General features: G+C 61.3%; 24 protein-coding genes. 4 read left to right on the top strand and 20 right to left on the bottom strand.

The window, feature by feature from the left end:
* The first annotated feature begins 3 nt into the window (after positions 1-3).
* Entirely contained in the window at positions 4-546 is a 543-nt protein-coding gene (locus tag U1A24_RS20950; protein ID WP_322323929.1) for an adenine phosphoribosyltransferase, read from the top strand.
* A 217-nt stretch (positions 547-763) separates the two neighbouring features.
* Here U1A24_RS20950 and U1A24_RS20945 read toward each other — a convergent pair whose 3' ends face one another.
* From U1A24_RS20945 to coxB, 12 genes are all read right to left on the bottom strand, one after another.
* The gene (locus U1A24_RS20945) at positions 764-1,120 is read right to left on the bottom strand and encodes a DUF1428 domain-containing protein (protein WP_322323928.1); all 357 of its coding nucleotides are present in this window, start codon (positions 1,118-1,120) and stop codon (positions 764-766) included.
* 103 nt (positions 1,121-1,223) lie between these two features.
* Positions 1,224-2,636 carry an FAD-binding oxidoreductase gene (locus U1A24_RS20940; RefSeq protein WP_322323927.1) on the bottom strand — a complete coding sequence of 471 codons (1,413 nt, stop codon included), beginning with the start codon at positions 2,634-2,636 and terminating at the stop codon, positions 1,224-1,226.
* 33 nt (positions 2,637-2,669) lie between these two features.
* Positions 2,670-3,215, bottom strand: a complete 546-nt coding sequence (locus U1A24_RS20935; RefSeq protein ID WP_322323926.1) for a DUF1697 domain-containing protein — start codon at positions 3,213-3,215, stop codon at positions 2,670-2,672.
* 40 nt (positions 3,216-3,255) lie between these two features.
* Positions 3,256-3,840, bottom strand: coding sequence for a GNAT family protein (locus tag U1A24_RS20930; RefSeq protein WP_322323925.1), 585 nt, complete (start codon positions 3,838-3,840; stop codon positions 3,256-3,258).
* Positions 3,840-5,114 (bottom strand): pitrilysin family protein, encoded by a 1,275-nt coding sequence (locus U1A24_RS20925; RefSeq protein ID WP_322323924.1) that lies wholly within the window; start codon positions 5,112-5,114, stop codon positions 3,840-3,842. Before U1A24_RS20925 ends, U1A24_RS20930 begins: the two co-directional genes overlap by 1 nt.
* Positions 5,111-6,496, bottom strand: coding sequence for a threonine synthase (gene thrC, locus U1A24_RS20920; RefSeq protein WP_322323923.1), 1,386 nt, complete (start codon positions 6,494-6,496; stop codon positions 5,111-5,113). The genes U1A24_RS20925 and thrC overlap by 4 nt, the downstream gene beginning before the upstream one ends.
* A 9-nt stretch (positions 6,497-6,505) precedes the next feature.
* A complete protein-coding gene (locus U1A24_RS20915) occupies positions 6,506-7,174 on the bottom strand; it encodes an SURF1 family protein (protein ID WP_322323922.1) in 669 nt (222 codons plus the stop codon).
* Positions 7,175-7,238: 64 nt separating this feature from the next.
* Positions 7,239-8,045 (bottom strand): cytochrome c oxidase subunit 3, encoded by an 807-nt coding sequence (locus U1A24_RS20910; protein WP_322323921.1) that lies wholly within the window; start codon positions 8,043-8,045, stop codon positions 7,239-7,241.
* Positions 8,046-8,072: 27 nt separating this feature from the next.
* Complete coding sequence (locus U1A24_RS20905; RefSeq protein ID WP_322323920.1) at positions 8,073-8,675, bottom strand: cytochrome c oxidase assembly protein; 603 nt, start codon at positions 8,673-8,675, stop codon at positions 8,073-8,075.
* Positions 8,672-8,905: a hypothetical protein gene (locus U1A24_RS20900; RefSeq protein ID WP_322323919.1), complete on the bottom strand. Its 234-nt coding sequence runs from the start codon at positions 8,903-8,905 to the stop codon at positions 8,672-8,674. The genes U1A24_RS20905 and U1A24_RS20900 overlap by 4 nt, the downstream gene beginning before the upstream one ends.
* Positions 8,905-9,837 carry a heme o synthase gene (gene cyoE / locus U1A24_RS20895; RefSeq protein ID WP_322323918.1) on the bottom strand — a complete coding sequence of 311 codons (933 nt, stop codon included), beginning with the start codon at positions 9,835-9,837 and terminating at the stop codon, positions 8,905-8,907. The genes U1A24_RS20900 and cyoE overlap by 1 nt, the downstream gene beginning before the upstream one ends.
* Before the next feature lie 68 nt (positions 9,838-9,905).
* A complete protein-coding gene (coxB, locus tag U1A24_RS20890; RefSeq protein WP_416173513.1) occupies positions 9,906-10,844 on the bottom strand; it encodes a cytochrome c oxidase subunit II in 939 nt (312 codons plus the stop codon).
* Between the two features lie 340 nt (positions 10,845-11,184).
* On the opposite strand from coxB, the gene tldD reads away from it, so the two are divergent.
* The gene (gene tldD / locus U1A24_RS20885) at positions 11,185-12,618 is read left to right on the top strand and encodes a metalloprotease TldD (protein ID WP_322323917.1); all 1,434 of its coding nucleotides are present in this window, start codon (positions 11,185-11,187) and stop codon (positions 12,616-12,618) included.
* A 323-nt stretch (positions 12,619-12,941) separates the two neighbouring features.
* Here tldD and U1A24_RS20880 read toward each other — a convergent pair whose 3' ends face one another.
* The 3 genes from U1A24_RS20880 to U1A24_RS20870 form a co-directional block, all read right to left on the bottom strand.
* Entirely contained in the window at positions 12,942-14,063 is a 1,122-nt protein-coding gene (locus U1A24_RS20880; protein ID WP_322323916.1) for an aminotransferase class V-fold PLP-dependent enzyme, read from the bottom strand.
* Positions 14,064-14,183: 120 nt separating this feature from the next.
* A complete protein-coding gene (locus U1A24_RS20875) occupies positions 14,184-14,642 on the bottom strand; it encodes an Lrp/AsnC family transcriptional regulator (protein ID WP_322323915.1) in 459 nt (152 codons plus the stop codon).
* Complete coding sequence (locus U1A24_RS20870; RefSeq protein ID WP_322323914.1) at positions 14,639-15,097, bottom strand: Lrp/AsnC family transcriptional regulator; 459 nt, start codon at positions 15,095-15,097, stop codon at positions 14,639-14,641. Before U1A24_RS20870 ends, U1A24_RS20875 begins: the two co-directional genes overlap by 4 nt.
* A 127-nt stretch (positions 15,098-15,224) precedes the next feature.
* On the opposite strand from U1A24_RS20870, the gene ilvC reads away from it, so the two are divergent.
* Positions 15,225-16,247 carry a ketol-acid reductoisomerase gene (gene ilvC, locus U1A24_RS20865; RefSeq protein ID WP_322323913.1) on the top strand — a complete coding sequence of 341 codons (1,023 nt, stop codon included), beginning with the start codon at positions 15,225-15,227 and terminating at the stop codon, positions 16,245-16,247.
* Between the two features lie 114 nt (positions 16,248-16,361).
* Complete coding sequence (locus tag U1A24_RS20860) at positions 16,362-16,847, top strand: hypothetical protein (RefSeq protein WP_322323912.1); 486 nt, start codon at positions 16,362-16,364, stop codon at positions 16,845-16,847.
* A 200-nt stretch (positions 16,848-17,047) separates the two neighbouring features.
* Here U1A24_RS20860 and glmM read toward each other — a convergent pair whose 3' ends face one another.
* The 5 genes from glmM to U1A24_RS20835 all read right to left on the bottom strand — a co-directional run bounded on the left by glmM (position 17,048) and on the right by U1A24_RS20835 (position 23,962).
* Positions 17,048-18,391: a phosphoglucosamine mutase gene (gene glmM / locus U1A24_RS20855; protein WP_322323911.1), complete on the bottom strand. Its 1,344-nt coding sequence runs from the start codon at positions 18,389-18,391 to the stop codon at positions 17,048-17,050.
* On the bottom strand, positions 18,388-19,398 hold the full coding sequence (folP, locus tag U1A24_RS20850; RefSeq protein ID WP_322323910.1) for a dihydropteroate synthase: 1,011 nt from the start codon (positions 19,396-19,398) through the stop codon (positions 18,388-18,390). The genes glmM and folP overlap by 4 nt, the downstream gene beginning before the upstream one ends.
* 45 nt (positions 19,399-19,443) lie before the next feature.
* On the bottom strand, positions 19,444-20,352 hold the full coding sequence (locus U1A24_RS20845) for a dihydroneopterin aldolase (protein WP_322323909.1): 909 nt from the start codon (positions 20,350-20,352) through the stop codon (positions 19,444-19,446).
* 156 nt (positions 20,353-20,508) lie between these two features.
* Positions 20,509-21,222 carry a cell wall hydrolase gene (locus U1A24_RS20840; protein WP_322323908.1) on the bottom strand — a complete coding sequence of 238 codons (714 nt, stop codon included), beginning with the start codon at positions 21,220-21,222 and terminating at the stop codon, positions 20,509-20,511.
* Between the two features lie 184 nt (positions 21,223-21,406).
* Positions 21,407-23,962: a putative PEP-binding protein gene (locus U1A24_RS20835; protein ID WP_322323907.1), complete on the bottom strand. Its 2,556-nt coding sequence runs from the start codon at positions 23,960-23,962 to the stop codon at positions 21,407-21,409.
* Positions 23,963-24,114: the final 152 nt, after the last annotated feature.

Genomic DNA, 24,114 nt, shown 5'->3' with positions numbered 1-24,114 from the left:
CCGATGTCCTCTGCCAAGAAAACCGTCAAAGACTACATCCGCACCATTGTTGATTTCCCACACGAAGGCATCCTGTTCCGCGATGTCACCACGCTGTTCGCCGATCCACGCGGCTTTCGCATGTGCGTTGACCAGTTGCTCGCCCCCTACGCCGGGATGCGGATTGATAAGGTGGTGGGGCTGGAAGCGCGCGGTTTCATCCTTGGCGGCGCTGTGGCGCATCAACTTTCCACCGGCTTCGTGCCGATCCGTAAAAAGGGCAAGCTGCCGGGCCAGACCATCAGCCAAGCCTATACGCTGGAATATGGCGAGGCGGTGGTCGAGGTCCACGACGACGCCATGCAGCCCGGAGAGAAAATCCTGCTGGTCGATGATCTGCTGGCGACCGGCGGCACGGCTGAGGCTGGCATCAAACTGATCGAGCGCCTTGGCGCGCAGGTGGTCGGCTGCGCCTTTGTCGTCGATCTGCCCGATCTGGGCGGGCGCAAAAAGCTGGAAGACATGGGCATGGAGGTCCACGCCCTCTGCGCCTTTGAGGGGCTTTAGGCGGCTCCAACTGCAAATGCCAAAAACCGCCTGCGTCCTCGGTCACACCGAAGTCACGCTAAACTGAAACCGCTTAACGGTCCGTTTACCGAATCATTCTAGACCTGAGCTTCTAAGGCCAACCCAGCCTTAGGGTGACGCTGCTTGCAACACGTTACCCACCCAACCCCAGCGCCCTGTCGGTTTACCGGCAGGGCGTTTCTTGACGCCTGACCCGCTACGATTGCGTATCAAAGATCGGATCAAACCCGCCCCAGACCATGCGCTTGGCGTCAAATGGCATATCCATCATGTTTTTCATGCGCGGATCGGTCTGCATCTTGGCTTCTGCGGCGTCAGAGGTCTGCTTGTCCGGCCATTCGATCCACGAAAATGCAATCGCTTCATCTTCGGTGGCCAATACCGCGCGTTTGAAGTCGGTCACTTTGCCGTCGGCAATCGTCTCGCTCCACGTTTCAACCATACGCAGCGCGCCGTATTCTTGAAAAATCGGCGCAACAGCCCGCGCAGAGTCGAGATAGGCTTGCTTGTTCGCCTTCGGCACCGCGACTATAAATCCCTGAACATAGCTCATGATTGGTCCTCCAGTTTCGGCATGATACCGCAGAAACCGCGAAACCTGCGGTCCGTTCCCCAATCCCCCCGACAGATGAACAAATTTCCGCCGAAACCGCGCGTTATCCGCGCAGCACCGCGCCCGGATTCATAATCCCCACCGGGTCCAGCGCCGCCTTGATCGCCCGCATCGCCGCAAGCTTGCCCGGATCGCCGTAACGCTCCAGATCCTCCACCTTCAGCCGCCCCAGACCATGCTCGGCAGACATTGACCCGCCCAATTCATCGACCAGATCATGCACGCAGGCCTTCACCGCATCGCGCTGATGCTCATAGTCTTTCCGGCTGCGGCCAAACGCCGGGAACACGTTGTAATGCAGATTGCCATCGCCCAGATGGCCAAAGCAATTCACCCGGAAATCGCCCATCGCCGCCAGCCGAGGCCCCGCTTTGGCGATGAACTCCGCCACCAGCCCCAAAGGCACCGAGATATCATGGCTGCTGACCGCGCCGATCATCCGGTTGGCTTCCGGGATTGCCTCGCGGATCCGCCACAACCCCGCCCGCTGCGCTTCCGACGCCGCAATGACGCCATCCGACACCAGACCGGCCTCCAGCCCAGCCTCAAACAGCCCGCCCAAGTGATCCTCGGCAAGCCCGAAGCCGCTCGGCAGGCCGATTTCGATCAGCACCATCCATTCCGGCATCCCGATCGGCAGTTTCACCTCGGGGATCCGTTCGGCCAGAAATTCCAGCCCCATCCGCCCGATCAGCTCGAACGCCGACACCATCCCCGACAGCCGCGTCTCGGCCAGTGACAGCAACCGCAACGCAGCCGCGGGGCTTTCCACCGCCAACAACGCCGTGCCAATCACCCCCGGCTGCGGATACAGCCGCAGACTGGCGGCGGTGATCACGCCCAAAGTCCCCTCGGCCCCGATCAGCAGATGCCGCAGATCATAGCCGGTGTTATCCTTGCGCAACCGCTTCAAGCCGTTGAAAACGCTGCCATCCGGCAGAACCGCCTCAATGCCCAGACACAAATCCCGCGCATTGCCATAGCGCAGCACGTTCAGCCCGCCGGCGTTGGTGGACAGGTTGCCACCAATCCGGCAGGTGCCCTCTGACGCCAAAGCCAGCGGAAACACCCGCCCCGCCGCCGTCGCATGGGCCTGCACATCGGCCAGGATCATCCCGGCCTCGACCACCAGCACGTTTTCCTCTGGATAGCTGCCGCGCAAAGCCGCCATCCGCTCCAGCGACAGCACCACAGGCGCTGGCCCTTCAGACATCAACTGCCCGCCGACCAGCCCGGTGCCGCCACCCCAAGGCACGATGCCAACCCGCGCACTTGCACAAGCCCGCACCACCGCCGACACTTCCGAAACTGTCCGAGGCAGCGCCACCACCCCCGCCAAACCCTGCCAGCGCCCGCGCGGCTCTTCCAGATAGCGGGGTTCTGCTGCGCGCAAAGTCCCATCGGGCAGCAGCCGACGCAGATGATCAACAAACGCAAGGTCGGCAGGGTTCAGCATGGTGTCGTCTCACTCAAGGTCTTGATCGCAGGCTCACACAGTGATCGTGCGGGCCAAAGCTGCAATCGCCGTGGCCGAGGTCTGGTTGCGCGCGGTCTTCACCATGCTCAGACCCGTCTCCAGCTTCGTCGCCAGAACCGAGCGCCCGATTCCGTTCGGTGCTAGCAGATATGCCGCCTTGTCAGTGAACAAGATCTGCTCACCATTCGCCGCATGGGCCGACAAAGTCTGTGCCGCCGCAGCCGCCGCAGGGCTGGCGAGGAAATAGATATGCACCGCAGCGCCATCCGCCGCACCCTGCTTTTTGAACGGGTTCGCCGCCAAAATCGCATCATATTCTTTCAGCGTCATCACGAACATCGGCGGCGCAAAGCCGAAACGCTCTTTCATCGCGGTGGTGATTTTCGTCTCAACCTCGGCCACGCCCGGATCAAGATACACCGCATTGCCGCTTTGCAGATGGGTGTGGATTTGCTGAAGCCCTTGTTCCAGCAGCATTTGCCGAAACTCCGGCATCGGCAGGCGGTTGGCGCCCGACACATTCACGCCGCGCAGCAGCAGGACTTTCACTTCACTCATAGGGCTCTCCAGACAGGACCCCACCCGCTCCGGCGTAGGATTAGCCTACGTCCGTGCGACCACGTCGGTCGTTCCGTAAGTTGGCGTATAACACATGGTTCCGCCAGCGCCCGTTGATTTGCAAATAAGATTGCGCGACGCCTTCATATTTAAAGCCGGATTTCTCCAAAACCCCGCGCGAAGCAAGGTTTTCCGGCAAACACGCACTTTCAATCCGGGAAAGGTCCAGTTGTGCGAAGGCGAAATGCACCAAAGCCTGCACCGCTTCCTTCATATAGCCGCGCCGCGCAAACGGCGCACCGATCCAATAGCCCATCGTGCCCGCCTGCACCGGACCACGCCGGATGTTGTCCAGCGTCACAGCCCCCAGCAACTGCCGATCCTCACGACGAAACATCAGCATCGGCAAGGCCGTGCCGGTGGCTTCCGCCCGCCCCGCCCAATACACCCGGTTGGTGAACGCCTTACGGCTGAGGTGGTCGTGCGCCCAGACCGGCTCCCACGGCGTCAAATGCTCCACCGAAGCCTCGCGCAGACCCGCCCAAGCTTTGTAGTCGCCATGCACCGGCAACCGCAAAGTCATTCGTTCGGTTTCAACCGTGGGGCGGCGGCGGAACGATAGCATTATGCCGCCAGACGCTTGCGGATATCCTCAAGCGAGGGGGCATCCGCAACCGGGCCATACAGCGCCAGCGCCGAATCCGACCCTGCGAGCTCGCCAGCATAGCGCCGCACATCACCCACCGTCACCGCGTCAATCCGCGCGACAGCCTCATCGACCCCCGGCACCCGGTCATAAATCGCCAGCAACCGCGCGATGCGTTCGGCCCGAGACGACGGGCTTTCCAGCCCCATCAGCATCCCCGCCTTGATCTGCGTCCGCGCACGGGCCACTTCGGCCTCAGACATATCATCCGCCGCGCGCTTCAATTCATCCATCGTGATCTGGGTCAGCTCGCCGATTTCCTCGGCGCTGGTGCCTGCATAAAGCGTGATCTGGCCTGCATCCTCATAAGCCCCCGACTGCGCGAAGATCGAATAGCAAAGGCCGCGTTCTTCGCGCACCTTCTGGAACAGGCGGCTCGACATGCCGCCGCCCATCGTCATCGCATAGACCTGCGCCGTATAAACGTCCGGGTGCCGATAGCCGGGCGCATCAAACGCCATCGCGAAATGCACCTGCTCCAGATCCTTGACCTCACGACGCTCCGAGCCTTTGAAGGTCGCCGCCTGGAATGTCGTCGCAGGTTTGGCCTTCATGCTGCCAAACATCGCCTCGGCCTGTTTCACAATCGCGTCGTGATCGACAGCACCCGCCGCCGCCAAAATCATCTGGCCGGGCCCGTAGTGTTCAGCCACAAAGCCCTGCAAATCCTTGCGGGTGAAAGAGGATACACGCTCTTCCGGCCCCAGAATCGTGCGACCAAACGCCTGATCGGGATAAGACGCCTCTTGCAGCCAATCGAACACGATATCATCCGGCGTATCCAACGCCTGACCGATTTCCTGCAAGATCACATGGCGCTCAACCTCGATTTCCTTCTTATCGAAGGCCGGATTGAGAACAATATCGCCAATCACATCCAGCGCGAGGCCAACATCCGCCTGCAACACCCGTGCGTAATAGGCGGTCATCTCGCGTGAGGTATAGGCGTTGATGTAACCGCCAACATCCTCAATTTCCTCAGCAATCTGCAAGCTGGTGCGCCGTTTGGTGCCCTTGAACGCCATATGCTCCAGAAAATGCGCGATGCCGTTCTGCTTGGGCTTTTCGTGCCGCCCTCCCGCCATCACCCAGATCCCGGCGCTGGCAGACAGCAGCCCCGGCATGTTTTCGGTGACGATGCGGAAGCCGTTCGGCAGAGTGGTCAGACGCAGACCGGCAGATGCAAGGCTCAACGGGCAATCCTTTCGCGGATCAGCGCCTGCAAAGCGCCCAGATCATTCGGCACACGCGTGACACGTTCCGGGCGGTCAAACAAGTCCGCCATGCGCGGCGGCAGTTGCGGCCGCACGCCCATTGCCGCCTCAACCGCATCGGGAAACTTCGCCGGATGCGCCGTGGCAAGGGTGATCATCGGGGCCGCGCTCAGATGCTCCTCGGCCACCTTCACCCCAACGGCGGAATGCGGGCACAGGATTTCCCCAGTTGCCGCGTAGGCCTTCTGAATCGTCGCGGTGGTTTCTTCTTCCGAACAGCGCCCCGACGCAAACGTCTCGCGCAGCATCGCCATAGCCCCTTGGGAAATATGGAACCCGCCCGCTTTCAACTCTTCCATCAAAGCCGAAATCGCAGCCCCATCGCGGCCATAGGCATCAAACAACGCACGTTCAAAGTTCGAGCTGACCTGAATGTCCATCGACGGCGAGATCGAGGCCGTCACCCCGTTCTGCACATAATCCCCGGTCTTCATCGCCCGGTCGAGAATGTCGTTCTGGTTGGTCGCGATCACCAGCTGCTCGATCGGCAACCCCATTTTCCGCGCGATATAGCCCGCGAAAATGTCACCGAAATTGCCCGTCGGCACAGTGAAGCTGACAGAACGTTCCGGCGCGCCCAAAGCCACCGCCGCGCTGAAATAATACACCACCTGCGCCAAAACCCGCGCCCAGTTGATGCTGTTCACCCCCGCCAGACGCACACCATCACGGAAGGCGAAATCGTTGAACATATCCTTCACGCGGGCCTGGCAATCGTCAAAATCGCCATCCATCGCCAAGGCATAGACATTCGCCTCAGACGGCGTGGTCATTTGACGGCGCTGCACATCACTGACACGCCCATGCGGATACAGAATGAACAAATCGACATTGGCGAGCCCCCGAAACGCCTCCATCGCCGCCGACCCGGTATCGCCCGAGGTCGCCCCGACAATGGTAATCCGCTCGCCGGTTTTGGCCAAAGCCGCCTGCATCATCTGGCCGATCAGCTGCATGGCAAAGTCTTTGAACGCCAAAGTCGGGCCGTGAAACAGCTCCAGCAGGAAATGGTTCGGCCCGAGTTGCACCAAAGGTGCGCGCGCCGCATGGCCAAAACCCGCATAAGCCTTGGCCAGCAGCCCCTTGAACTCGGCATCCGTGAAGGTCGAGCCCAGATACGGCCGCATCACCCGAAACGCGATTTCCTCATAGGGCAAACCCGCCAGCGCCGAAATCTCAGCCTTCGACATCGCAGGCACGACCTCTGGCACATACAGCCCGCCATCGCGCGCCAGCCCTGTCATCATCGCTTCGCTGAAATTCAAAACCGGAGCCTGCCCCCGCGTCGAGATATACCGCATCCGTCCCCCCTAGATTTGCCGCCTGATACGCCAGACCAGCCCCGCTGTCATCACCGCCCACACAAAGGCCAGCGAAAACCATGTGATTGCATAGCCCCAATGATCATTGGGAATAGACGATGTATCAATCGGCATCGCCTCGATCCCGTCGCCCGTTGGCACACGCGCGACAATGAATGTCGGCTCGGTGTGCAAAACTGCCGCCATCGCGTCGGCATCACGGGCAAACCACAGCCCGGTCTTGGCATCAGGCGGTGGGGTAAATTCATTGCTGTCGCGCGGCCACATCAGATTGCCCTGCACCGTCACATCGCGCACATGCAGCGCCTTGTGCTTGTCATCATCTTGCAGAAAGCCGCGGTCCACCAGCAAGCGCCGCCCGTCTGCCATCTGCAAAACCGAGATCACCTGCACCCCGGCGCCAACCATCGGCTGACCCGACAGCACATACAGCGTCTCTCCGGTAAACTGCCCCGCTGCGATCACCGGGCGATAGCGATCGCGTTCAGGGTCCAACACCGCAGGCACCACCACCGCAGGCTCGGAAATCCCCGCCGTCATCTCATCCAGTTGCGCGCGTTTTTCATACATGCGCTGCACTTGCCAGATGCCAAGGCTGCACAGAAATGCCACGCCCGCCAAACCCAGCAGCAGCGCAGACATCAAACGGAATTTCATGACCAAACCCTGAAAAAGCTGCGCGGGCCGCATCGGGCCCGCGCGCTGTCTTCGTTCTGAAGGCTTACTGGCCGCCCCAGATGTAAACGGCAGCGAACAGGAACAACCAGACCACGTCCACGAAGTGCCAGTACCAGGCCGCAGCCTCGAACCCGACATGCTGTTCGGCGGTGAAATGGCCCTTGTAGGTGCGGATCAGACAGATCGTCAGGAAGATCGTGCCGATCACCACATGGAAGCCGTGGAACCCGGTCGCCATGAAGAAGGTCGCGCCATAGATGTTTCCGGCAAACCCGAAAGCCGCGTGGCTGTATTCATAGGCCTGGAAGAAGGTGAACAGCACGCCCAAGGCAATCGACAGGATCAGGCCCTGCTTCATGGCTTCGCGGTTGTTGTTCTCATGCACCAAGGCGTGGTGCGCCCAGGTCGCAGCACAGCCCGAACACAGCAGGATCAGCGTGTTGATCAAGGGCAGATGCCACGGATCGAACAACACGATGCCTTCAGGCGGCCAAACGCCATCTTTCAGCGGCGACAGCGGCCCCATCGGATACATCGCGTGTTTGAAGAAGGTCCAGAACCATGCCGAGAAGAACATGATCTCCGACATAATGAACAGGATGAAACCATAGCGCAGACCGATCCGCACCACCGGGGTGTGATCGCCGGTCTGGCCCTCATGCACCACTTCAGCCCACCATGCATACATGACGTAAAGCACGAGCGCGAAGCCGATCAGCCCCATCCACGGGCCCGAACCGTGCATCCACAGCACCGCCCCAAACAGCATGATGAACGCGCCAAGCGCACCGGCAAACGGCCAGATCGACGGCGGCAGAATATGGTAGTCGTGGTTCTTGGCGTGGGCCATGATTGGGTTCCCTCGGTTTTCTTAGTTTTATTCTAGCGCTTTGGCGGGTGCGTCGGCAAGAGCGGGCTGGACAGCAAGGGCCGCCTGTTTTTCCGGTATATCAGCGACGTGGAAGGTGTAAGACAAGGTGATTTCCTTGATCAGTTTCGCTTCCGGGTCTTTCATGATCTCGGGATCAACGTAAAAGCTGACCGGCATCTGCACCCGCTCACCGGGCTGCAAAATCTGCTCGGTGAAGCAGAAACACTCGATCTTGGTGAAATAACCGCCCGACTGATCCGGCGTCACATTATAGCTCGCCTGCCCGCCCACCGGCTTGTTGGTCGGGTTATAAGCCTCATAGAAGGCAAGCCCGGTCTCGCCGATGCGAATGGTCATCGACGGCTGCATCGCGCGGAACTCCCACGGCATCCCGGCTTCAAGCGAGGCGTCAAAGCGGATTTTCACCGTCTGATCCAGCACCTCAGCCGCACCGCCCGAGGCAGACACCGATGTGGTCCCGGCATAGCCCGTTACCCGGCAGAACCAGTCGTAGAACGGCACCGCCGCAAACGACAGCGACAGCATCAACGCGGCCACCCCGGCCAGATAGGCTGCGGTTTTCTTCTGCGCGCTCACCGATTTCCTCATGGGCTGACCTGCGGCGTGGCGGGTGCCGGTGCAGGCTCTTCCGGCGCAATGGGCACGGTCGAGCCGAACATCCCCGGCATGTCATTGGCATGGCCCAGATCGCCCTGCGTCACCTTCACCACGGTCAGCGCAAACACCAGCGCGACAAAGCTGACCAGCGCCAGCCCCACACCCAGATTGCGCGAAAACCGCCTGCGGTGAATCTCATGTTCCGGTGTAGGAAATGCCATCACCAGCCCCCCATTCCATAGGTATGCAGCACGGCTTCGGCCAGCAACGCGCCAAAATGCAAGAACAGATACAAAAGTGAGAACCGGAACACCGATTTCTCCACCTTGTAGTTGTCAGCCTCTGCCACCGCCTCATCGCGCCGCCAGATCCGGTAGGCCCCGCGCAAAAACTCGGCATTCAGCAGCACCGACACCGCCATATAAACCGGCCCGCCGATCGAGGTCAGCCCCAGACCAAGCGCAAACGGAATCAGGGCCAGCGTATAGCCCAGCACATGGTTGCGCGTGACCCGCTTGCCATGCGTCACCGTCAGCATCGGCACCCCGGCTTTCGAGTAATCCTCGTTCATGAACAAGGCCAAAGCCCAGAAATGCGGCGGCGTCCACATGAAGATCAGCATGAACATCAACGCCGCCTCAACCGAGACAGATCCCGTCACCGCCACCCAGCCGATCATCGGAGGGAAGGCCCCAGCCGCGCCGCCAATCACGATATTCTGCGGCGTCGAACGTTTCAGCCACATCGAATACACGACGGCATAAAAGAAGATCGTGAACGCCAGCAACGCCCCCGCCAGCAGATTGGTCGCCAGCGCCAGCATCACCACCGAAATGCCCGACAGCGCCAGACCAATCGCCAAAGCCTCACCCGGCTGCACCAGCCCCGCAGGCACCGGACGCCCCTTGGTCCGGCGCATGATCACGTCGATATCGGCGTCCCACCACATGTTCAGCGCACCCGAAGCCCCAGCCCCCAGCGCAATGAACAAAATCGCCGCAAACGCCTCGACAGGGTGCAACCGCACCGGTGCCACCAGCAGCCCGACCATCGCGGTAAACACCACAAGCGACATCACGCGCGGCTTCAAGAGCTGCACGTAATCGCCAAATCCCGCTTCTTTCGGGGCCTCAAAAGACCGGATATCGGTCATAACGTCCTGGCTTTCTGGTATAGGGAAGGCCCCCAACTGCGGGAGCCCTCTTTGCCATAGCTTGGGTCTCAGTTTGCCGCGAGCCGGATATTGCCCGTGGTCGTCGCCTGCGCGATCCACGCGTCATAAGCCGCCTGGCTGACCACTTTGACGGTGATCGGCATATAGGCATGGTCCTTGCCGCACAAAGTGGTGCATTGGCCGAAATAGACGCCCTCACGGTCGGCCTTGAACCACAGCTGCCCCAGACGCCCCGGCACCGCCGATTGCATCACACCAAAGGCTGGCATCGCCCAAGCGTGGATCACATCCGCGCCGGTCACCTGCATCACCACGGTCTTGCCCACCGGGATCACCACGGCGTTGTCGGTGGCCAGCAGGAAATCTTCTTTCTTGTAGCCGTAATAGGCCAGCTTCTGCACCGCGACATCGCTCATCACATTGGCGGTCGACATCGGCTGATCATCGCCCCAGCCTGCGGCAGCGTCATCAATCTTGGTCGCACCGTCTATGCGGAAAGCGTCGAACCGCAGCGTCTCATCCTCGGCAACCTTCACATCCGGGTATTCATAGGACCAGTACCACTGGTTCCCCGTCGCCTTGATGGTGATATCGGCCACCGGAATTTCCTGCTGGGTGAACAAGGCGGGCAGCGAGAACGAGCCGATGAACACCAGAATCAGGATCGGCACGATGGTCCATGCCACTTCCAGCGGCGAGTTATGCGTGAAGGTCGCAGGCACCGGGTTCCGTTTCCGGTTATACCGCACGATGATATACAGCAGCAGCAGCGTCACAAAGGCCACGATCAGGCCGATGATGATCAGGATCATATGATCCAACCATTGCAGATCGCGCGCGATGTTGGTCGCGGCGGGCTGATGCTCGGTGCCATACGGAACCGGAGCCCCCACGGTTTCCAAAGCCTGCGCCATGGCGGTGCCCGACTGCATCAGCAGACCAAGGCCAGCTACTGCGGCAGCGTTGAAAGACGACATAAGACGCATGTTCATTTCCCGTATCCAAGGGCGGCTTGCATACCGCCTTTTTGACCATGCCCAAACAGGGGGCAGAATCCCGTTATCTCTGGCCTGTGAAACCATATTAGCCGCTTCCCGACAAGAGTAAGCTGCGGCAAAACCGCCCCACTTGCGCCAGATCAAAGCAAAAATCCCACGCAGCAGCGAAGCGCGCGGTGTTGGCAACAGCCGAGCCGCATCGCACGCAATCGCCGCAGCTGGCCCGCACGTCGCCGTGAAAACCCCAAACCGCGCCTTGCGATGCCCCCGCCCGCCGCCTAAGTTCGCTTCAACCGGGCCAAATCGCGCCCTGAAAGGCTCCGTGCTGATGTCCACCGCCTCCACCGACACCCCGTTCCGCCCGTTCGAGTCGCATCTGGACGAAGCCACAGCCCTTGCCACCCTACGCGCCGCCACCGCTGGGGCCGATGATGGCGAGCTGTTCTTTGAACGCCGCCGCTCCGAAGCCATCGTGCTCGACGATGGCCGCATCAAGAATGCCAGCTACGACGCCTCCGAAGGCTTTGGCTTGCGCGCGGTGCGGGGTGAGGTCGCAGGCTACGCCCATTCTACCGAAATCTCTGAATCCGCGCTGAAACGCGCGTCAGAGACCGCCCGCTTGGCCGTAGGCGACGGCGGCGGCACGCTGGCCGATGCCCCCGCCCGCACCAATATCAAGCTTTATGGCGACGCCGATCCGATGGCCGATGCGGTCTTTGCGGTGAAAATCGACCTGCTGAAAGAGATCGACGCCTATGCCCGCGCACTTGATCCGCGTGTGGTGCAAGTCTCGGCCACCATCGCCGCAGGCCTGCAAGAGGTGGAAATCCTGCGCCCCGAAGGCCTGCGCTACAGTGATGTGCGCCCGATGGCCCGGATGAACGTCTCGGTGATCATCGAAGACAAGGGCCGACGCGAGCAAGGCGGCACCGGCGGCGGTGGCCGCTACGGCTTGGCCGCCCTGATGGAAGCCAGCCACTGGCAGCCGATGCTGAAAGAGGCCCTGCGCATCGCTCTGGTCAACCTCGATGCCGTCCCCGCCCCCGCAGGCATGATGGATGTGGTCTTGGGGCCCGGCTGGCCCGGCATCCTGCTGCATGAGGCGATTGGCCACGGGCTGGAAGGTGACTTCAACCGCAAGAAAACCAGCGCCTTCGCGGGCCTGATGGGCCAGATGATCGCGGCCCCCGGCGTCACCGTGCTGGATGATGGCACCATCCCCAACCGGCGCGGCTCGATCTCGGTCGATGACGAAGGCACGCCGTCGCAGAAAAACACCCTGATCGAAGATGGCCGCTTGGTTGGCTATATGCAGGATCGCCAGAACGCGCGGTTGATGGGGGTTGCCGCCACAGGAAACGGTCGGCGCGAAAGCTACGCCCATATCCCGATGCCCCGCATGACCAACACCTATATGCTGTCCGGCAAGGATGATCCGGCTGGCATCGTCGCCTCGCTGAAAGACGGCATCTACGCGGTCGGCTTCGGCGGCGGTCAGGTTGACATCACCAACGGCAAATTCGTGTTCAGCTGCACCGAAGCCTACCGCGTCCGCAATGGCGTGATCGGCGAAGCGGTAAAGGGTGCCACCCTGATCGGCGACGGTGCCACCGCGCTGAAACAAATCCGCGCCATCGGCAACGACCTGAAACTCGACCCCGGCATCGGCAACTGCGGCAAAGCCGGCCAATGGGTGCCAGTGGGGGTAGGCCAACCCACCCTGCTGATCGGCGGCCTGACAGTCGGCGGCTCGCAAACCTGAGACGGCCTCCAGGACGATTTTCAACCCGAAAATCGGGGCCCGGCCCAAACGCTCCACCCATGCGACAGGCCGCAACACGCGGCCTGTCCACTTGAGCACCGCCCCCGGATTTGCTCTTTTCGAAATACTCCCGTGCGGAGCACTCCCACCACAGCAACCCAAAACAACAGCGCAAAACCCGCAGACCCGCGCGCCCGGACCACGATTTTCGGCCTTCCCGAAAATCGCCTCCCCGGCGGCAGCAATCCTTACCAATGGGTTAACGACATACCGCTAACCCCCTGATAAATAACAATCCGCCCCCCTGTCCACACGCGGACAGATCACAAAACCGCGTCCACCCCGCGCCGCAACCGCGCCACCGTGGCCCCAACATCAGCCAACTTGTCCAACCCAAACAACCCCAGCCGAAAAGTGCGGAACTCCGCCCCCTCGCCCACCTGCAACGGCACCCCGGCGGCAATCTGCATCCCCAATTCCCGGAACTTCGCGCCGTTCTGCACCGCCGGATCCTCGGTGAAACTCACCACGACGCCCGGAGCCTGAAACCCCTCCGCCGCCACCGAAGCCACACCCTTTTCAGCCAGCAGCCCCCGCACCGCCGTGCCCAATGCCCACTGCGCTGCCTTGGCGGCCTCAAACCCCATCGCCTTGGTCTCCAGCATCGCATCGCGGAAGCCAACAATCGCATCGGTCGGCATCGTGGCATGATACGCATGCCCGCCACCCTCATACGCCGCCATGATGCTGCGCCATTTCTTCAGATCCAGCGCGAAACTGTTCGAGGTGGTCTCCGCCAACCGAGCCTCCGCCCGCGCGCTCATCACCACGATCCCCACCGCCGGAGAAGCCGACCACCCCTTCTGCGGCGCGGAAATCAGCACATCCACGCCCACAGCCTCCATATCCACCCAAACGCAGCCCGAGGCGATGCAATCCAGCACCATCAGCGCCCCCACCTCATGCGCCGCCGCAGCCACCTGCGCGATATAGTCATCCGGCAGAATGATCCCCGACGAGGTCTCGACATGCGGCGCAAACACCGCTTCTGGCCGCACCTCACGAATCTTCGCACAAACCTCCTCGACCGGAGGCGGTGCAAAAGCCGCCTGCGCCCCATTTCCCGAAGCCCGCGCCATCACCACCGTCGGCTCGGCAAACCCGCCCGCCTCAAAGATCTGGCTCCAGCGATACGAAAACCACCCGTTCCGCACGATCAAGGCCGAGCCCTGCCCAAACTGCCGCGCCACCGATTCCATCGCGTAAGTCCCGCCACCCGGCACCAAAGCCACCGCAGCGCCGTTATAAACCTCACGCAAAAGCCCCGAGACCTCGCGCATCACGCCCTGAAACTTCGCCGACATGTGGTTCAAAGACCGATCGGTGAACACCACCGAGAATTCTTCCAACCCATCCGGGTCAACATGAGCATGGGGCAGTTTCATCGCAGCACTCCTGATAAGCTTTGCCGCAATCTAGCGGCAATTTCCCGCAACGCCGCGCAAAAACCGACACCTCCTTCACGCTTTTCGCAGAAGGCCTTGTCGCTAAATCCTGAAAGTCCGCTACCCCAAAGGCCCCGGCCGCCGCTCCTCGGTCAAGAGCACATTCGCCTCCACCTGCCCCACCCCCGGCAAAGTCATGATCCGCCGCCGCAGCACCCGCTCAAAATCCGCAATGTCCCGCGCCACCACCCGCAATCGGTAATCGAACAGCCCCAGCACATGCTGCACCACCTGCACTTCCGGGATCGCCATCACCGCCCGCTCAAAATCCTCCAGCGAAACCCGTCCCTTGGTGGCCAGCTTCACCCCCAGAAACACCGTCACCCCAAAGCCCAAAGCCGCGCGATCCGCATCGACGCGGGCCCCCGCAATCACCCCAGCCGCCTCTAACCGCTTCACGCGCCGCCATGCCGCTGGCTGTGACAGCCCGAACCGCCGCCCCAACTCCCCCGCCGACACCCCAGCATCCAAGCCCAGATCCCGCAAAATCGCCCGGTCCAGATCATCCAGATCAATCATAGCGGCAGCCCTTCCGAATCCTTGATCGTCGCGATCAGCATCAGCGCATCGACCTCCGCGATATGCGGCAAAGCCAGAATCCGCCGCCGATACACCTCTTGATACTGTGCCATATCCCGCGCGATCACGTTCAGCCGCACATCGACCCGGCCCAGAAACGTCTCAATCGCCACCACCTCCGGCACCTCACGCGCCGCGGCAATAAACTCGTCAAACGCCCGAGGATTGGTCTTGTCCAACGTAAACCGCAACGACACCTCAACCTCATAGCCCAGCTTGCGCCAATCAATCACCGCCCGCGCGGGCGCAATCACCCCGGCTTCGGTCAACCGCTCCAACCGTCGCCACAACGTCGCCTGCGTCACCCCGGCCCGCTCAGCCAAATCCGCCCGCGGCAGCCCCGGTTCTGCCAGATGATGTCGTAAAATCCTGCGATCCGTATCATCTATCTGCATGATCTATCCGAAAATTGCGATTTAGCGCATGATCTATCCAGTAAACTGCAAAAATAGTCAAACAATGCACGCGAAACACCGGAGAAATCCCTATGCTGCGCCCATCAACCCAAGAAGGAGCGCCCCAATGCGCGTCTATTACGACCGTGACTGCGATGTGAACATCATCAAAGACAAAAAAGTCGCCATCCTCGGCTACGGCAGCCAAGGCCACGCCCATGCGCTGAACCTGCGCGATTCGGGCGCGAAGAACCTTGTTGTCGCCCTGCGCGAAGGCTCGCCCTCCGCCAAGAAAGCCGAAGGCGAAGGCCTGAAGGTCATGGGCATCGCTGAAGCCGCTGCTTGGGCCGACCTGATCATGTTCACCATGCCCGACGAATTGCAGGCTGAAACCTACAAGAAATACGTCCACGACAACATCCGTGAAGGTGCGGCGATTGCCTTCGCCCACGGCTTGAACATCCATTTCGGCCTGATCGAGCCGAAAAAGGGCGTCGACATCATCATGATGGCGCCGAAAGGCCCCGGCCACACCGTGCGCGGCGAATACACCAAAGGCGGCGGCGTGCCCTGCTTGGTGGCTGTGCATACCGATGCGACCGGCAAGGCGATGGAAATCGGCCTGTCCTATTGCTCGGGCATCGGTGGCGGCCGCTCCGGCATCATCGAGACCAACTTCCGTCAAGAATGCGAAACCGACCTGTTCGGCGAACAAGCCGTTCTCTGCGGCGGCTTGGTTGAGCTGATCCGTATGGGCTTTGAGACGCTGGTGGAAGCCGGCTACGAGCCGGAAATGGCCTATTTTGAATGCCTGCACGAAGTGAAACTGATCGTCGACCTGATCTATGAAGGCGGCATCGCCAACATGGATTACTCGATCTCGAACACCGCAGAATATGGCCAATACGTCTCCGGCCCGCGCATCCTGCCGTATGATGAGACCAAAGCCCGCATGAAAGCCGTGCTGTCCGACATCCAATCTGGCAAATTCGTGCGCGACTTCATGTTGGAAAACGCCGTGGGTCAGCCGACGATCAAAGCCTCGCGTCGTTCGAACGACGAACACCAGATCGAACTGGTCGGCAAAAAGCTGCGCGACATGATGCCTTGGATTTCCAAAGGCAAAATGGTCGACCGCGCGCGGAACTAAGCGGGCGGTGGGTTTCACCCACCCTACGATAAAGACGAAGGCCGGAGCATTGCTTCGGCCTTTTGCATTCGCGCTGTAGCGCTATAGTCTACTTATCAGAACACGCCAGAGGTCATGAGTTTGTTCAATCGCACAGCGCTTTACGACACAACCAATCACCGAGTGTTCATCGCGCTGAATGTTGCGGCGGCTATCGGTGCTGGGCTTGTCACATACATATGGGCGGGCCGTGCTGACCTATATGAGATGAGTCTCTTTTACTTTTTTGCTTATCTCATCTGGTTTTTCGCAATCCTCTTTCTCGGCGGACCGATATGGTTTGCGATGCACAAATTCGGTCTGCGCCACTGGCTTCATGCAAGCCTCGCGGGCGGTGTTGTGACGGGCACCACATGGATTGCACTGATGACCAATTTGTTTACTGGCTATTCCAGTTCACTGGTTTCGGCGAGCAATTCTAAGGGTCAGACGTGGAAAGATCATCAGTTAACCGCCTTGGGTTGGTCAGATGCGCTAAGGACTTCCCTATGGATCAGCCTGCTTGGTGTCATCCTCGGCTTGATCATCTGGCGCGTCGCCTACAGACGCGTACCGGTTTGATCTTATGACCAGCCTTTTGCGGAAGCCCCACACTCCGGCGCAGCCAGTTTGCTCTTTTAGAAATACTCTGGGGGTCCGGGGGTGAAACCCCCGGCGCGGACCGAGGAAACCCGCCTCAAAAGCTTAAAACCTCCTAAACGGAAAATCACAACCCACTGTTATTCATACAAATTCCAAATGGTCCCAACTCGGGACCGCCCTCAAACCGCAGCCTGAACCGCCCCGACGATCTCATCCACCACATCCCGCAGCATTGCCTCGTCCTCGCATTCCGCCATCACCCGGATCAGCGGCTCGGTGCCGGATTTGCGGATCAAAATCCGCCCCTTGCCTTTGATCGCCGCTTCCTTCGCCGCGATCACCGCCTTCACCGCCTCGGTCTTCAACGGCTCCAACCCCGGCGCGTAGCGGACGTTTTTCAGCATCTGCGGCACGGTTTCAAACTGCCGCACCAATTCGCTGGCAGCCATCCCCGACCGCGCCATCTCGGCCAGAAATTGCAAGCCCGCGATCAGGCCGTCGCCAGTGGTGGCATAGTCGGTCATCACGATATGGCCCGACTGTTCGCCACCCAGATTGAACCCACCGCGCCGCATCGCTTCCACGACATAGCGGTCCCCCACGGAGGTCCGCTCCAACCGCAGGCCCCGGCCCGTCATAAACCGCTCCAGCCCCAGATTGGACATCACGGTGGCGACCAGAGTGCCGCCCTGCAAGCGGCCCTCATCCGCCCAACGCCCCGCCAACAGCGCCATGATCTGATCGCCGTCAGCCACCCGTCCGGTCTCATCCAAGATCATCACCCGGTCGGCATCGCCATCAAGACTGATGCCAACATGCGCGCCATGCGCCACCACGGCCTCGGCGGCGGTCTGGGTGTAGGTCGACCCACAGCGCTGGTTGATGTTCTTACCGTTTGGGCTGACCCCCACCGGGATCACCTCAGCCCCGAGTTCCCACAAAACCTCGGGCGCGGCCTTGTAGGCGGCACCGTTGGCGCAGTCGATCACCACTTTCAGCCCGTCCAACCGCAGCCCACCGGGGAAGGTGGTCTTGACGAATTCCTGATAGCGTCCAACGGCATCATCGATCCGCTTGGCGCGACCGATGTTTTCCGGTTGGGCGAGCACGATATCGGCCTCGACCATCGCTTCAATCTCGATCTCTGCGGCGTCGGACAGCTTGAAACCATCCGGGCCGAAGAATTTGATGCCATTGTCGTGGTGCGGGTTGTGGGAGGCAGAAATCATTACCCCCAGATCAGCTCGCATCGAACGGGTCAGGAACCCCACCGCTGGCGTCGGCACCGGACCAAGCAGCAGCACATTCATCCCCGTACTGGTCAGCCCCGCCGTCAAGGCGTTCTCTAGCATATAGCCGGACAGCCGCGTATCCTTGCCGATCACCACCCGATGCGCGGTGCTGCCATCGCGGCGGAAAAACCGACCCGCTGCGGCCCCCAGCTTCAAGGCCATCTCGGCGGTCATCGGATAGGTGTTGGCGGTGCCACGCACGCCATCGGTGCCGAAAAGTTTGCGGGTCATGCCGCGCCTCCTGTTGTTGCGGCCTGCCACAAGGACAAAGCCTGACGGGTCTCAGACACATCATGTACACGGATCATCTGCATCCCCTGCGCCACCCCGGCAAGGGCGACGGCCAGACTGCCGGGAAGCCGTTTCTGTGCATCCGCCTCGGCGCTGATCGTGCCGATGAAGCGTTTGCGCGAGGCCCCCAGCAGCACCGGCACGCCCAAATTGTGGAACAGCGACAGCCGCGACAGCAGGGTCAGGTTGTGCTGGAGGGTTTTGCCAAAGCCGATGCCGGGGTCAATCGCCAGTTTGTCGCGCGGGATGCCTGCGGCCTCTGCCTCTGCCAGACGGCCGGCGAGGGCGTCGTATACATCCAGCAGCACATCATCATAATGCGGGTCGACCTGCATCGTCTCGGGCGTCGCAATCGAGTGCATCAGGATCACCGGGCGACCCGATGCTGCCGCCACCGCGGCCATGGCCGGATCAAACTGCAGCGCCGTGACATCGTTCAGGATCGTGGCCCCCGCCGCAAAGGCGGCATCTGCCACCGCTGCCTTGCGGGTGTCGATGGAGATTGGCACATCAAGGCCACCGTCTCGCAGGGCCGCAATGACGGGGGCGGTGCGCGCGGTTTCTTCGGAGGCTTCAACCTCAACCGCGCCGGGCCGGGTGCTTTCACCGCCAATGTCCAGAATGTCGGCCCCTGCCGCCATCTTGCGCGCCTGCATCAGCGCGGCTTCGGGGCGCAAGAACAACCCGCCATCGGAAAAGCTGTCGGGTGTCACGTTCAGGATGCCCATGATGCGCGGGCGGTCCATCGACAAGCCGCCGAAATCTGCGCGCTTGGTGGAAAGCCTGCGCCGGGTCGCATCATCCAGATCCGAGGCTGGCACCAGCATTGGCGGCGCGTCGCGGTCGATCACTTCAACATGCGAGAACCAGCACCAACCGCCAGCCAAGGGCAAAGCGCCAGCAGGACGGGCGGGGTCGGTCATCGGGATGGGGCGGATATAGGTCATGGACCTGTGGTAAAACTCTAAACCTTGTGTCGCAAGGGGGAAGCTTTAAGCCTGCTGCACCGGCACGCGGCTTCCCGCCGGAAGTGCAACATCGCCGTGAACCACCAGACGATCCGCCGCCATCAATTCTGCCAGCCAAAGGGCAAGCGCCACTGGCTCGCGGCTGTGCGGGCCATCGACGGCGTCCAGCACCAATTTCGACGGCGCCCAGACCACCATCTGCCCGCGCTTGATCGCCCAGTCGATTTCGGTCCGCGTCGCCATTACCACACAACGCGGATCGCGGGCGGCCAGCACCCAAGCGTTTTGCTCGATCGCCAGCAGATCAACGCGGCGCTGGGTGGGTTTATGGCCGGTCTGCGGGCGGGCCATGTCGGGCAGGCCCACGGTCAGGATCACCGGGCGGCCTTGGGCTTGCCAGCCATCCAGCCGCGTCTCCAGATCAGCCGCCATGATCGCCGCATTGTCGAGGAAGACCACCAACGGATGTACGGCGGCTTCTTCGCCATCCTGCCCCATAACCTTGACAGCGGTCTCAGCCCGGCTGCGCACGATTTCAACGCCGAGTTTATAGGGGCCGACATCCAGCTTTTCGATCCGCACGAACACCCGCATCGCTTGCGGCTCGGCAAGGATGCGTTCGGCTAGGCGCTCGGCAAGGGTTTCCAGCAGGTTCAGGCGTTCGGCAGCAAGCTCTGCCGCAATCGCTTCGGTCAGGGTGTCGTAAGACAGGATCAGATCTACATCGTCGTTCAACGGCTGTGCAGCGGGGCGCACCTCGACCACGATGTTGAACAGCACGCGCTGGGTGTGACCACGCTCTTTCTGAAATGCGCCAATATCAACCTCGACGATATGATCGCGCAGGCTGATGCGATCCCGCGGATCGGCGGTGGCCGAAGCGATGGAACGTTCCTCCGGGTGGGCGAAGGCTTGGGCGATGTCGCTGGTCATAGGGCCCCCGAAAGGCAAAACGCATTCAGGGCAAGCTATAGCCTGCCCCGCACAGCGCCTAGTCCGAACCCGACAGGAAGCGCAAGAGGCGCGACCAAAGCCGATTTGCATTTCACGCGTTTGCCGGAAAGCAAACGCGCTAAGGGGAAGCCGTTCTTACGGCTGGCGATAAAACAGATGCGCGCCGATGGCAGCGGTCCGGTCAAATTTACGCGACCATGACGGGCTGACGGCGCGGGTGTGGAAATAGGTGGCGCCAGCGGTCAGCGCGCGCGGTGCGCCATCCAGCATCACCCGTGCAATGCGGCCCGCGACTTCCGCAGAAGTCCGATCTGTCATCACATCCTTGTTGCCGTCACAGGAATAGGAAAACGCACAAGAGCCACTGCCGCGTTGCTGCACGACGCCGCAGATGGTTTTGGGATAGCGCGGGCTGTCGACACGGTTCAGCACCACCTCGGCCACGGCGAACTGACCTTGCAGCGTCTCACCGCGGGCTTCAAAATAGATTGCGGTTTTCAGGCATTGCCATTGCGCATCGCCGGTGGCAGCAGGCTGGCTCATCAGCCAATCGGGGGTGTAGCTGATCAAGACGGGATTTTTCGGCCCGGATTTCTTGTCGGCTTTCGCAGCTTTGGCTGGCTTCTGCGGCGCAGGCGCAACCAGCTTCGGCCCCACAGCCATCGCCGTCAACATCTCATCGGGCAGCGTATCGAAGGCCTTGTGTTCAGCCCCCAGCAAGGATGCCATCTGCGACCCCATCAACACGGTCGGGTCGTTGGACTGGCTTACCGTCACATCGGCAAAGGCCGCCCCGCTTAGGACGCACAGCGCCGCAGCGGCACTCGTCCAGGCTTGGTGGAAGCGCATATATCAGTATCCCGGTCTGTTTCAGCAATGCCGGATGGGAGCAGCCCCACGCGACGAGGAACTGGCCTAGTGAAGGAATTTGCAGCGGTCCACCCGCGTGGCAAAATTACAACGTGAATTTCGTACATTTGAGCGGATTTCCGCGCAAAACCTTAAAGCGATACATTCACTTCGCCGCACAAATTCATGATATTGTGGGTATTTTCCGAATATCCACACGATCAGCCAATGCCAGATGAGCCGCCGCCAAGCGCGCCAAGGGCACCCGATACGGGCTACAGGACACATAATCGAAGCCGGCCTTGCGGCAAAAGCCAATCGATTCGGGGTTACCGCCATGCTCGCCGCAGATCGAAACTGTCAGGTCAGGCCGCGTCGCACGACCACGTTCACAACCGATCAGCAGCAGTTCTCCGACGCCATCAACATCCAAAGTGTGGAACGGATCTTCCGGGAAAACCCCCTGTTGAACATAGGTGTTCATGAACCGGCCCGCATCATCGCGCGACAGGCCATAGGTCATCTGCGTCAGATCATTGGTGCCGAAAGACAGGAAGGCCGCGTGCTGGGCGATCTCTCCGGCGCGCAGGGCGGCGCGCGGGGTTTCCACCATCACACCCAGTTTGAAATCAAACGCCACGCCGGATTTTACCCGCACCGCAGCGGCCACCGCGTCGATATGGGTCTTGACCAGCTCCACCTCGCGCCGCGCCGAGACCAGCGGAATCATGATTTCCGGCACCACCGGCGCGCCTTTGCGGGCGACTTGAACCGTCGCCTCAAAGATCGCCTGCGCCTGCATGGCGTAGATTTCCGGCAAGACCACACCAAGGCGCACGCCGCGCATCCCCAGCATCGGGTTGAACTCGGCCAGGGCTTCGGCGCGGCGGGTGACTTCCGACAGCGGGCGATCAAGCGCCTCGGCCAGTTCGCGCAGGCCCTCGCGGCTATGCGGCAGGAATTCATGCAGGGGTGGGTCGAACAGCCGGATGCAGACGGGCAGGCCCGCCATGATCTCGAACAGTTGTACGAAATCGGCACGCTGCATCGGCAGCAGGCGGGCAAGCGCTGCAGCACGGTCTTTGGAGGTATCGGCGAAGATCATTTCGCGCATCACCACAAGGCGGTCTTCGTCGAAGAACATATGCTCGGTGCGGCACAGACCTATGCCTTGCGCTTCAAACTGCCGGGCCGTCGCAGCATCCGCTGGGGTGTCGGCATTGGCGCGGATGCCAATGTCACGGAAGCTGTCAGCCCAGCCCAGCAGCTTGCGGAAAGCGTCGTCCAAGGCGGGGGCGAGCATTTCGGCAGCACCGGCCAGCACGTCGCCCGTGGTGCCGTCAACGGTAATCAGATCACCCTCGCTGAACACGCGGCCATCGGCAGCGACAAGGCGTTTCTCCTTTGGATCCAGACGGATACCCGATGCACCCACCACACAAGGCACCCCCAAACCGCGTGCGATCACGGCGGCATGAGAGGTGACACCGCCGCGTTCGGTGACAACGCCGACCGCCGCATGCATACCGCGGATATCTTCGGGCGCAGTTTCGCGGCGCACCATGATGCAGGGTTCATCGCGCGCCGCTGAGGCTTGTGCGGCTTGCGACGAGAACACGATCCGACCCACCGCAGCACCCGGAGAGGCCGCGATGCCCTTGGCGAACACATCCCGCGCCGCACGCATATCGACTTGCGGGTGCAGCAATTCCGACAGCGCGCGGGGTTCCACGCGCAGCACCGCTTCCTCGCGGCTGATCACACCATCATCGGCCAAAGCCACCGCGATTTTCAGCCCCGCGCGGGCGGAGCGTTGCACTTTGATCGCGTCCAACACCGAGAGTTTGCCATCTTCAATGGTGAACTCGATCTGCATTTCTTCGCGCAGCTTTTGCCGACAGACAGCGCCGTGGCGGATCAGGTCGGCAAAGATTTCCGGGGCGATATCTTCCAAAGACGGGCCGCGCTTGTCGCGGGTGAGGTAAATCGCTTCGGTCTTTTTCAGCGCATCGCGACCTTGGGATTGCCCAAGATAGCGGCCCTTCACCAATGCCAATCCGGTCACCGGATCAATGAATTGCATGACACCCGAGCCGGAAATCCCCTGCCCGATGCCTTGCGCCATTTCCTGCACCACAAGCCCCAAAGCGGCCTCTACCGGCGCCCCTTTGGCTTGGCGCAGTAGGCGGGCAGAAGTGCCCTCCCACGCGCGGGCCATCGAACGCAGGACTTCCGAAAGCTGTTGCGCGGGGTCTTCCGGGAAGGGTTCTTCCATTTCGCGTTCATAATGCCGCAGCGCATCGCGCAAGCTATCGGCATTCGGTTTACCGGAATCGAACATATCAGGGTCGAGGCGAGCGACATGGGTGGCATAGGCTTGCACAAAGCGCAGATAGAGCGCGTCAGCGGCTTCGCGGCCATTGGTTTCTACAAGGCGGTCATGCTGGGCGGCGTTCATACCGATGTTAAGCACGGTGCCGGGACCGCCCCAATCGGGGTTCTCGGGCGAAGGCCGCACGGAAATCAACGGCATAGCGCCGAAATGCGTCAGGATCGCTTTGACATCTACCGGATGGCCCGCCGCAATCGCGCGGACGGTTTGGGCGGGCAGAGCCACGGTTTCGGGTACAGGCAGGTCAAGCCGGACCAGCCGTTGCAGGCATTTTGCGCGCCAACCGTGGGCTGGGGTGCGGATGTCCGCACTCGGGGTGATCTCGGCGAACTCGGCGATTTTCTGCACTGCGGCACCTTTACTTTGCGGGCGCAGGATACACTTGGTGCGGCGTGGTGCAAGCTTAATGGGCGGCGTTCATACCGATGTTAAGCACGGTGCCGGGACCGCCCCAATCGGGGTTCTCGGGCGAAGGCCGCACGGAAATCAACGGCATAGCG

The sequence above is a fragment of the Cypionkella sp. genome, assembly GCF_034376685.1.
In the GTDB taxonomy this organism is placed as follows: domain Bacteria; phylum Pseudomonadota; class Alphaproteobacteria; order Rhodobacterales; family Rhodobacteraceae; genus Cypionkella.
This window is presented reverse-complemented; position numbering and strand designations above follow the sequence as displayed.

Excerpts from the sequence above, each read along its gene's own strand:
- U1A24_RS20950 (WP_322323929.1), top strand. The coding sequence starts at position 4 with ATGTCCTCTGCCAAGAAAACCGTCAAAGACTACATCCGCACCATTGTT.
- U1A24_RS20945 (WP_322323928.1), bottom strand. The coding sequence starts at position 1,120 with ATGAGCTATGTTCAGGGATTTATAGTCGCGGTGCCGAAGGCGAACAAG.
- U1A24_RS20940 (WP_322323927.1), bottom strand. The coding sequence starts at position 2,636 with ATGCTGAACCCTGCCGACCTTGCGTTTGTTGATCATCTGCGTCGGCTG.
- U1A24_RS20935 (WP_322323926.1), bottom strand. The coding sequence starts at position 3,215 with ATGAGTGAAGTGAAAGTCCTGCTGCTGCGCGGCGTGAATGTGTCGGGC.
- U1A24_RS20930 (WP_322323925.1), bottom strand. The coding sequence starts at position 3,840 with ATGCTATCGTTCCGCCGCCGCCCCACGGTTGAAACCGAACGAATGACT.
- thrC (WP_322323923.1), bottom strand. The coding sequence starts at position 6,496 with ATGCGGTATATCTCGACGCGGGGGCAGGCTCCGGTTTTGAATTTCAGC.
- U1A24_RS20915 (WP_322323922.1), bottom strand. The coding sequence starts at position 7,174 with ATGAAATTCCGTTTGATGTCTGCGCTGCTGCTGGGTTTGGCGGGCGTG.
- U1A24_RS20910 (WP_322323921.1), bottom strand. The coding sequence starts at position 8,045 with ATGGCCCACGCCAAGAACCACGACTACCATATTCTGCCGCCGTCGATC.
- U1A24_RS20905 (WP_322323920.1), bottom strand. The coding sequence starts at position 8,675 with ATGAGGAAATCGGTGAGCGCGCAGAAGAAAACCGCAGCCTATCTGGCC.
- U1A24_RS20900 (WP_322323919.1), bottom strand. The coding sequence starts at position 8,905 with ATGGCATTTCCTACACCGGAACATGAGATTCACCGCAGGCGGTTTTCG.
- cyoE (WP_322323918.1), bottom strand. The coding sequence starts at position 9,837 with ATGACCGATATCCGGTCTTTTGAGGCCCCGAAAGAAGCGGGATTTGGC.
- coxB (WP_416173513.1), bottom strand. The coding sequence starts at position 10,844 with ATGCGTCTTATGTCGTCTTTCAACGCTGCCGCAGTAGCTGGCCTTGGT.
- tldD (WP_322323917.1), top strand. The coding sequence starts at position 11,185 with ATGTCCACCGCCTCCACCGACACCCCGTTCCGCCCGTTCGAGTCGCAT.
- U1A24_RS20880 (WP_322323916.1), bottom strand. The coding sequence starts at position 14,063 with ATGAAACTGCCCCATGCTCATGTTGACCCGGATGGGTTGGAAGAATTC.
- U1A24_RS20875 (WP_322323915.1), bottom strand. The coding sequence starts at position 14,642 with ATGATTGATCTGGATGATCTGGACCGGGCGATTTTGCGGGATCTGGGC.
- U1A24_RS20870 (WP_322323914.1), bottom strand. The coding sequence starts at position 15,097 with ATGCAGATAGATGATACGGATCGCAGGATTTTACGACATCATCTGGCA.
- ilvC (WP_322323913.1), top strand. The coding sequence starts at position 15,225 with ATGCGCGTCTATTACGACCGTGACTGCGATGTGAACATCATCAAAGAC.
- U1A24_RS20860 (WP_322323912.1), top strand. The coding sequence starts at position 16,362 with ATGAGTTTGTTCAATCGCACAGCGCTTTACGACACAACCAATCACCGA.
- glmM (WP_322323911.1), bottom strand. The coding sequence starts at position 18,391 with ATGACCCGCAAACTTTTCGGCACCGATGGCGTGCGTGGCACCGCCAAC.
- folP (WP_322323910.1), bottom strand. The coding sequence starts at position 19,398 with ATGACCTATATCCGCCCCATCCCGATGACCGACCCCGCCCGTCCTGCT.
- U1A24_RS20845 (WP_322323909.1), bottom strand. The coding sequence starts at position 20,352 with ATGACCAGCGACATCGCCCAAGCCTTCGCCCACCCGGAGGAACGTTCC.
- U1A24_RS20840 (WP_322323908.1), bottom strand. The coding sequence starts at position 21,222 with ATGCGCTTCCACCAAGCCTGGACGAGTGCCGCTGCGGCGCTGTGCGTC.